Below are 8862 nucleotides of genomic sequence, written 5' to 3'. Positions count from 1 at the left end.
TCGAAGCGCAGCGCGCTCGCCCCCCCTCCCGAGGCCAGCTCGCTGTTGGACACGTACACCCAGCCGCCTTCGCCGGTGGTGAAGCAGGCCCCGCCGTCCGGCGCCGCGTGCCACGTGTAGCCCGTGGACGCCACCCTGTTGCCCGAGCGCGCGATGATGCGGGACGCGAAGCCCGCGGGCAGCCGCACCCCGTTGGCGTCCGCCGTGCCCGACATGGCTCCGTAAGGGCTGGGGCCGGGCTGCGCGGGGGCGGCGTAGGCGTCGCGCCAGAAGCCGGGCCCCAGGGCGAGCGCTCCACCGCCCAGCGCGGAGAGACGAAGGAAGTGACGGCGGTCCAGACGCATCCAGGCTCCTCCAGGAAAGATGGATGTCTGGATTGTCCATGCCCCGCGTGGGACGGCGGTCACCTTCTGGTGAGGAGTGGTTGACGGACGGGTGACGGGCGCGGGGTGGAGCGCGGGCGTGGCAGGTGTTGCGTCAGGTTGGCTCGGGTGTGACGCCGCCGGCACCCCGCCGTGACGGGTGCATGCGACGGTTTGCGTCCAGGTGCCCGCTGGAGCGGATGGTGGCGCTCAAGGTGCTGAGCCCGGCGTTCTCCACGGCGATGGATCCAGACTTCCAGCGCCGCTTCCGAGCTTGTCCGCGACGGGCACGGAACAGGGCGATGCTCGGCATCCACTCCGGGGACGCCTCCGATGCACGGAGGCGCCAGCCGGAGTAGACACAGGCACATGTCCGCTCCGCTCGACAGCGGCGTGCGCCGGGGCGCGGAGGTGCGCTGCCCCGCGTGTACCCGCTTCATCCCGTCCGACGTCGCCTGTCCGCACTGCCTCTGTGGCGCCATCGCGCCGGAGAGGTACGGCGCCGCGAGGGCGCTGCTGAAGTCCGGGGTGGACCGCTTCGCCCTGGCGGCCCGCACCGCCGCGCTGGAGCCCGCCCAGGTGGAGGTCCTCGTGTCGCGCTACGCAAGCCAATGGGGCACGGCGCTGCGCCTCATCGAGGACGCGCGGCGCGTTGAATCGCGGCTGTTGCAGCGCGGGTTCGCACGCGACCTGGAAGACACCTGGGCGGCGCTGCTGCCCGGAGACGAGGACTTCCTGGCCGCGCGGCTCGCGCCCTTCAGCCCCCTGCCCGACTCCCTGGAGTACCTGGCGAACAAGGCGCCGGACCTGGACCTGCGACGGTTGGCGGCGCTCGCGTGGGTCCACGAAGGCACGGCGTCGAACGAGGCCCGCTTCACGGTGCGCTCCCTGCTGCACGAGGACGGACGCATGGCGGTGGAGGCGATGCTGGCCCTGACGCGCTGGCACACCGTGTCCTCCCTCCGGCTGAGCCCGGAGGAGCGCGAGCGGATCCGCGTGCTGGCCCTGGGTGTGCTGGATGTGCCCGAAGTGGGCTCGCGCGCCGCGGTGGCCTGGGCGCGGGTGACGGGGCAAAAGCCCACCGAGGCGATATCGGCCGCGCTGCACCGGGGCCTGTATGGCATTGACGCGGACGTGCGCTTCGAGTGCGCGCTGTGCCTGGAAGACGCGGTGGAGGTGGCGCAGGCGTTGGACTCACCCGACGCGCGCACCGTCACCTTCGCCCGGCGCACGCTGAGCGGCTGGGGCTCACGCCGCCTCTTCGACCGGCTGAAGAAGGACGGGGACGCGCGCTTCGTGAAGGAGGTGCTGCGCGACCTTCCCTCGCCCCCGCCCGAAGGCGCCCTGGAAGCGCTGCTCACCGTGTCCGTGCACACGCCGGGTGCGCTCGCGGATCAGCTCCTGCCCTTCGCGAAGCGGCACCCCTTCCTCGCGTGGGGACATGAGGACCGCCAGCGCTGGGCCCGCTGGGCACGCGCGGTGCTGCGCGACCTGCCCGCGGAGACCGCGCTGGACTTCTTCGCCTGGGCCGCCACCCCCACCGAGGGCGTCGAGCCGGAAGAGGAGGACACGGAGGCGATGTGGTGCTTCCTGGAGGAGACGGTGCATGCGCTCGAACGGGCGGCGGCGAAGGACCGCATCGCGTGCTTCAGGGACTTCGCGTTCGTGCGCTTCCTCCACCACGCGGGCGTGGACGAACAGCAACTGTTGAACGCCTGGGCTCGCGCGCCGGACAGCGGCGAGGCCCTGCTGGAAGCGCTGTTGATGTTCCCCGCGCGGCGGGAGCAGGCGGGGCTTGTCGGCTCCGACTCCGGCCACGCGGCCCGGCTGCTGATGGCGGTCTGGGAGGGACCGGCGCAGCACCTCCTGGTGGCGCCGCTGTCCCGGGTGGCGCGCCAGTGGGGCCCGTACTCCGGCCGCGAAACCTTGCGCGACGCCGTCTGGCAGCGCTTCCAATCCCATCCCTCCGAGCGAGGCGCCCTGCTCACCGCCTTCGCGCCCTGGCGCGACGCCCTGTGGGAGAAGCAACGCGAGGCGGAGCCCGACGCGCTCGTGTGCTTCCAGACGTGGTGGCGCGTGGATCCGCAAGGGCTCTACCCGCAGGCCCAGCACCTGCTGGCGGACGCACCGCTGGACGTCCTGCCCCGGAGGCTGCGAGCCCTCTGGGACGCAGCGGAAGAGGCCGTGGGCACGCGCCCGCGCACCGCGTCCCTCTCCGTGTCGAAGGGGGCCTGGGCGCTGCTCAATGCGGTGGAGTCCGGGGACCCGCGCTTCCTCGCGGAGCTGGAGCACTTCGAGTCGCGCCTTCCCTCGTTCGAACAGCGCGTGCGCACCACGCCGTCCCCGCCGGAGGAGTCCAACATCCACCGCGACTTCCTGGACGACACGCACGACGCGCTGCGGATGATGCGCGAGCGAAGGGCCCGGCTCCAGGCGGACGCGGAGCACGCGCGCGAGCGTGAGATTGAACGCCGCGTGGCCGAGTCCCGCCGCCGCGACCAGGAGCGCCAGGCCGAGGACGCCCGCCGTGCCGCCGAAGCGCTCCAGGCCGCCCAGGCCCTCGAGCGCGAACAGCAGGACGTCCGAGCCCGGGTGGAGGCCTTGCGCCTGCTGACGGACGTGCTGCCCCAGGTGCCCTCGCGTCCCGTGGACCGCGAGGTGCTCTTCCCTGGAACAGCGTTGCCCACGCTCCTGGACTATGCCCGCCTGCTCAAGGCGATGCAGGGGGGCGCGGACGTGCTCCAGCTCTTCCAGGCCCTGGGACTGACGCCCGCCACATGGGCCACGCAGGCGAATGCGTGGGGGCAGGCGATGGTGGGCCGGATGGAGCTGGCCATGCGCTTCGCGGAGCTGCTGGGCGCGCGCTGGGCGTGAGCTACTGCGCGGTGGCGCCGCCGTCGAGGATCATCTCGGCGCCGGTCATCAGCTTGGACTCATCCGACGCGAGGTAGACCACCGCGTTCGCCACGTCGTCCGGCTCACCGAACTGGCCCATGGGGATGCCCTTGAGCATGCGCGCGCGCGTCTTCTCCGCCTGGCCTCCGGCCTGGGTCAGCGCCTCCACCATGGCGGTCTCCACGTAGCCCGGGTGCACGGAGTTGCACCGGATGCCGTAGCCCTTGGCCGCGCAGTGCAGCGCCACGGACTTGGACAACAGGCGCACGCCGCCCTTGCTGGAGCTGTACGCGGGGAACTGCCCCACGCCCACGATGCCGGCGATGGAGGAGATGTTGATGATGGAGCCCTTCGCGCCGGACTGCTTCATGGCGCGGATGCCGTGCTTGCAGCCCAGGAAGACGCCGTCCAGGTTGACCGCGTGCACGAGCTTCCACTCGTCCAGGCTCATCTCCTCCACGTCCTTCACGATGCCCATGCCCGCGTTGTTCACGAGCACGTCCAGCCGCCCGAACTTCTCCAGGGTGCGCGCCATCGCGTTCTCCCACTGCGCCTCCTGGGTGACGTCCAGCGCGACGAACAGCCCCGCGTCTCCCAGCTCCTGTGCCACCGCGCGTCCTTCCGCCTCGCGCCGGTCGGTCACCACCACCTTCGCGCCCTCGCGCGCGAGCATCCGCGCGGACGCGGCGCCCAGGCCGCCCGCGCCGCCGGTCACCAGTGCCACCTTGCCTTCGACTCGCTTCATGGTCGTTGCTCCTTGAACCGTGGGGATGTGGGCCGTGGGGTGCGTCAGGCCACGGGGTTGGGCGTGAGGATGATCTTCCCGTTGCGGCCCGGCTCCTGGGCGCGCGCGACGGCGTCATGGATGCGCTCCAGCGGGAAGGTGCCGTCCACGGGCGCCTGGAGCGTGCCCACGGACATCAGCTCCGCGAGCCTCGCGAAGGTGGCGTTCTGCTCCTCGCGCGGGGCGTGGCGCATCCAGCGCATCAGCCAGAAGCCGCGCAGGGTGACGTCCTTGAAGATGGAGGCCGCGGCGGACAGCTTGGGGCCCTTGCCGCTCATCGCGCCGTAGTTCACGAGCACGCCGCCGGTGGCCAGACAGTCCCCCAGCCGCCGTGACGAATCCCCACCCACCGCGTCGATGCCCAGCCGCACCTTCGCGCCGCCCGTCGCCTCGCGCACCTGCTTGGGCAACTCGTCGGTGTCCAGCAGCACCACGTCCGCGCCCTGGGCCTTGAGCTCGTCCGCCAATTCCTGGCGGCGCACCACGTTGATTGTCTTCAGGCCCATCACCTGCGCCAGGGTGATGAGGTAGCGGCCCACGGCGGAGTTGGCCGCGTTCTGCATCACCCACTCCCCGGGCTGGAGCGTCACGAACTGACGCAGCATCAGGTACGCGGTGGGCGGGTTGACCATCAGCATGCTCGCCTGGAGCAGGTCCAACCCCGGCGGCACGGGCAACAGCTGCGCGGCCGGCGCGGCGAGGTGGGTGCGCCAGGTGCCCGCGCCCAGCGGCAGGAACACGAGGTCGCCGGGGGCCACTGCGTCGGAGCCGGAAACTTCCACCACGCGGCCCACGCCCTCGTTGCCCGGGGTGGCGGGCAGCTTGGGCAGCACGCCGTACTCGCCGGAGAGGGTGAGCAGGTCGGAGGGGTTGATGGGCGTGGCGAGCACCGCGAGGCGGGCCTCGCCGGGCTGGAGCGGCGCCGGAGTGTCCTCCACCACCTGGACCACATCCGAGGGAGGACCGAAGGCCGAGAAGCGCACTGCTTTCATTGCATGCTCCCGCGTGAAGGCGTGCCCGAAGGCGGCGCCACCCTAACCGCCTTCGGTCCTGCTGCCGAGCGTGCAGAACAGGCTCACGGGCGGTGCGCGGATGATCCGCCCCGGCCCTCCTCCTGGCCCGGATGGCGGGCACGTCTGTCCACACGCGAACGTGAGTCCAAGGAGGCTGGCGGTCGTCGACAGTCGGCCCTCGCCACGACGCAGGGGGCTGCACAGCTTGAGGAATGGACCCCTCGGGTGGGGCGCGTGGGATGGGCGAGGAGGGCGGGTGTGAGCAACGTGCACCACGAGGCGGCCCTGGCCGGGCCGATGGCCGGCGTATCCGGAGGGCAGACAACCGAACCGGGCGTCTGGAGGCGCAGGCTGCTCACGGTGCTCAAGCCCGTCTTCGCACTGGGCGGCCTGGGCATGCTGACGGCGATGGTGCACAAGGCGGGCGCCGGTGAGCTGAAGGCCACGCTCCTGACCGCGCTGCCCCTGTTGCCCTGGGTGGTGCTCCTCGAGATGGGACGGCAGACCTGCGACGCGACGGCGACGCGGCTGTCCTATGGCGCCCGCGCGGGGCAGGTGCCCCTGGGGGTGCTGGTGCGGGCGCAGCTCATCGGCACGGCGGTGTCGAGCATGGCGCCCGCGGGCCGCACCGCCGCGGAGGCGACGAAGGCGACGCTGCTCACGCCCTACACGGGAGGCGCGTCGGCGACGGCGGCGGCGGCCACGTCCCAGGCGGCGTCGCTCGGCGCAGGAGGGCTCATCTCCTTTCCGTGCGCGGTGGCGTCCTATCTCATGACGGGCTGGTCCGCGTTCACGGTGGGGATGCTGGTGCACGGCTTCGTGCTGCTGCTGGCGTCGCTGGGCATGCGGGCGGGGCTGCGCGCGAAGCGGCTGGGCGCGTGGATGCAGCGCCGGTGCGCGAAGTGGGGCGCGCACGCGGAGGTGTTCCAGGCGTCGGTGTGTGCCGGAGGGCTGTGTCCCTGGCGGCCGATGCTGGCGTTCCTGGTCAGCCGCGTGTTGCAGGTGATGCAGTACGCGGTGCTCGCGCACGCGGTGGGCATCGACGCGACGGTGGTGCAGGCGCTCTTCACGCAAGGGCTCTACCTGGTGGCGCTCGCGATGGGGTCGCTCGTGCCGGGGCAGGTGGGCGTGACGGACGGGATGTTCTCGCTGGCCGCGGGGGCGATGGGGACGTCCGCCGCGAAGGCGATGTCCATCGCGCTGCTCGCCCACGCGGTGCAGGCGGTGTTCGTGCTGGTGGGGGCGCTCACGCCGCTGGTGTGGCGGGCCCGGAAGGTGACGGTGGCGCAGGTGGTGCCGCCGCCCGTACCCGTACCGGTGTGCCACTGAAGGCGGCGTTGCCGCTGACGGTGTCCAGGGCCTGTTCGTCGGTGAGGTCGTTGATGCTGGCGCCCGCGTGCGCGCCGGCCACCCGGAGGCGGATGCCCGGGCGCTGATGGCCGTAGCCGTGGGGAAGGCTGACGACGCCGGGCATCACGTCGTCGGTGATGGCCACGGGCACGGTGATTTCGCCCACGCGCGAGCGGACGCAGGCGTCGCTGCCTTCGGTGAGGCCCAGGCGGGAGGCGTCCTCCGGGTGCATCAGGAGGGTGCAGCGGGGGCGGCCCTTCACGAGCCCCGGCACGTTGTGCATCCACGAGTTGTTGTCGCGAAGGTGCCGCCGGCCAATGAGCAGCAGCTCCCCGTCGCGAGGCGCCGCGTCGTCGGGGAACGCCGCGCGCAGCCGGGCCACATCCGCGACGAGCAGCTCCGGCGCCAGCTGGATGCGCTTGGAGCGGCTGCCCAGGCGGCCGGGCAGGCTGGGCTTCAGGGGGCCCAGGTCGATGCCGTGGGGCGCGGCGCGCAGCTTCGCGAGCGACAGGCCGTCCTTCTTGAGCGGGTGGAAGCGCGAGCCATACGGCCCCATGCGCAGGCCCACGTCGAGCAGGCGCTCCGGCCCCAGGCGCTTGAGGGCCTGGTACTGGAGGGTGGCGCGGGCCGTGCGGCCATCGCGCAGGGTCTCCAGGCGGTGTTGGAGCTCCAGGAGGATCTCCCAATCCTGGCGCGACTCCGGGCCGGCGGTGAACACGGGCGGTGAGTACTTGGCCGTGTTGCGCACGGCGAGCACGTGGAAGACGAGGTCGTAGTGCCCGCGCTCCAGCACGGAGGCCGGGGGCAGGATGTAGTGGGCGTGCCGGGTGGTCTCGTTGAGGTAGGGATCCACGCTGACCATGAGGTCCAGCTGGCCCAGGGCGGTGTCCAGCTGGGTGCCATTGGGCGTGGACAGCACGGGGTTGCCGGCCACGGTGAGCAGGGCGCGGATGCGGCCGTCACCGGGGGTGAGGATCTCCTCCGCGAGCGCGGCGACGGGGAGCTCGCCGGAGAACTCGGGGAGGCCGCGCACGCGGCTCTTCCAGCGGCCGTGGCTGCCACGGCTGACGCCCAGCGCGCGGGGCCCGCCGATGATGTCGAACGCGGGCTGGGTGAAGAGGGCGCCACCTTCGCGGTCCAGGTTGCCGGTGACGATGTTGAGGGTGTTGATGAGCCATTGGCAGAGCGAGCCAAAGGGGTGCGTGGACACGCCGACGCGGCCGTAGCAGACGGCGCCTTCCGCGGCGAGGTAGTCCCGGGCGATGCCGCGCAGCACCTCCGGGGCGATGCCGGTGTGAGGCGCCGTGCGCTCTGGAGGGAAGTCGCGGACGAGTGACACGACGGAGTCCAGGCCGTCCACGAACGCCGCGAGCCGGCCCAGGCGCTGGGCGCCGGTGTCTTCGCCGGTGTCTTCTTGGAGGACGACGTGCAGCAGGGAGAGCAGGGCGAGCGCGTCGGTGCCGGGGCGCACGAAGACGTGCTGGTTGGCGATGTGGGCGGTCTCGGTGCGGCGCGGGTCGATGACGACGACCTTGCCGCCGCGCTCCTGGATGGCGCGGAGGCGGGCGCGGACATCCGGGGAGGTCATCAGGCTGCCATTGGACGCGAGCGGATTGGCGCCCAGGATGAGCATGTACCGGGTGCGGTCGATGTCCGGGATGGGGATGAGGAGCTGGTGGCCGAACATGAGGTGGGCCACGAGCTGATGGGGGAGCTGGTCGACGGAGGTGGCGGAGAACAGGTTGCGCGAGCGCAGCGTGCGAAGCAGCCCCGCGCCGAACATCATCGCGCCCATGTTGTGGACGTTGGGATTGCCCAGGAAGGCGCCCACGGAGTGGGGGCCGTGCTCCTGCTGGAGCGCATGGAGGCGCCGGGTGATGTCGTCGAAGGCGTCCTCCCACGACACGCGCTCCCAGCCGGAGGCGGTGCGCTTCATGGGGTGGCGCAGGCGGTCCGGGTCCTCATGGAGGTCGCGAAGGGCCACGGCCTTGGGGCAGATGTGGCCCCGGCTGAACGGATCCGCGTCGTCGCCCTTGATGGACGTGATGCGCCCGTCCGCCACTTCAATGCGAACGCCGCACATCGCTTCACAGAGGTTGCAGGTGCGGAAGTGGACCTGGGACGGGGCGGAAGCGCTCATGGGCAGGGAGCCTACGACGGCCGGGCTCCGCGAACACGGTAGGAGCGAAGATGGGACGATAGGGAGTTGACAGGAACCACGGACGGGGTGAACGCACTGCAACTGCGAGCCGCGACATCACGGCACGCGGCAGGTAAGGAGGTGGGTCGTGGATGATGAGTCGTTGGTCCGGTCTCTACCGGAGAGTGCTCAGCCGTCTGCTGCAACGGTTTCGCAGTGGAGCCGATTGTCGCCGCTGCTGGCGGCGCTTGAGGCAATCGGGCGAGATGGCATCAGCGTCGTCATCAAGGTCGACGGTGCCCGTCCCGGTGATTCCGT

6 protein-coding genes are annotated in these 8862 nt (G+C 71.8%); 2 read left to right on the top strand and 4 right to left on the bottom strand.

Features of this window, described 5'->3' with window-relative positions:
* The coding region (locus tag D7X12_RS08335) for a twin-arginine translocation signal domain-containing protein (RefSeq protein WP_120624731.1) at nt 1-344 on the bottom strand (344 nt) is incomplete at its 3' end.
* A 387-nt stretch (nt 345-731) separates the two neighbouring features.
* Here D7X12_RS08335 and D7X12_RS08330 point away from each other — a divergent pair.
* Nucleotides 732-3236, top strand: coding sequence for a hypothetical protein (locus tag D7X12_RS08330; RefSeq protein WP_120624730.1), 2505 nt, complete (start codon nt 732-734; stop codon nt 3234-3236).
* Between the two features lies 1 nt (nt 3237).
* On the opposite strand, the gene D7X12_RS08325 is transcribed toward D7X12_RS08330, so the two are convergent.
* Nucleotides 3238-4002: a glucose 1-dehydrogenase gene (locus D7X12_RS08325; protein ID WP_120624729.1), complete on the bottom strand. Its 765-nt coding sequence runs from the start codon at nt 4000-4002 to the stop codon at nt 3238-3240.
* Nucleotides 4003-4046: 44 nt separating this feature from the next.
* Entirely contained in the window at nt 4047-5033 is a 987-nt protein-coding gene (locus D7X12_RS08320; RefSeq protein WP_120624728.1) for a zinc-dependent alcohol dehydrogenase family protein, read from the bottom strand.
* A 279-nt stretch (nt 5034-5312) separates the two neighbouring features.
* Here D7X12_RS08320 and D7X12_RS08315 point away from each other — a divergent pair, with 279 nt between their 5' ends.
* Nucleotides 5313-6383: a lysylphosphatidylglycerol synthase domain-containing protein gene (locus tag D7X12_RS08315; RefSeq protein ID WP_244224432.1), complete on the top strand. Its 1071-nt coding sequence runs from the start codon at nt 5313-5315 to the stop codon at nt 6381-6383.
* Here the strand turns inward: D7X12_RS08315 and D7X12_RS08310 are convergent.
* Nucleotides 6301-8544 (bottom strand): molybdopterin-dependent oxidoreductase, encoded by a 2244-nt coding sequence (locus tag D7X12_RS08310; protein ID WP_120624727.1) that lies wholly within the window; start codon nt 8542-8544, stop codon nt 6301-6303. The two genes, D7X12_RS08315 and D7X12_RS08310, sit on opposite strands and share 83 nt — an antisense overlap.
* Nucleotides 8545-8862 lie beyond the last annotated feature (318 nt).

Origin of the sequence: Corallococcus sicarius (assembly GCF_003611735.1) — a bacterium.
GTDB lineage: Bacteria > Myxococcota > Myxococcia > Myxococcales > Myxococcaceae > Corallococcus > Corallococcus sicarius.
The sequence above is the reverse complement of the archived record's forward strand: the minus strand, read 5'-3'. Positions and strand labels throughout refer to the sequence as shown.

Coding starts and splice junctions, on each gene's coding strand:
- D7X12_RS08325 (WP_120624729.1), bottom strand. CDS start 4,002: ATGAAGCGAGTCGAAGGCAAGGTGGCACTGGTGACCGGCGGCGCGGGC.
- D7X12_RS08330 (WP_120624730.1), top strand. CDS start 732: ATGTCCGCTCCGCTCGACAGCGGCGTGCGCCGGGGCGCGGAGGTGCGC.
- D7X12_RS08310 (WP_120624727.1), bottom strand. CDS start 8,544: ATGAGCGCTTCCGCCCCGTCCCAGGTCCACTTCCGCACCTGCAACCTC.
- D7X12_RS08320 (WP_120624728.1), bottom strand. CDS start 5,033: ATGAAAGCAGTGCGCTTCTCGGCCTTCGGTCCTCCCTCGGATGTGGTC.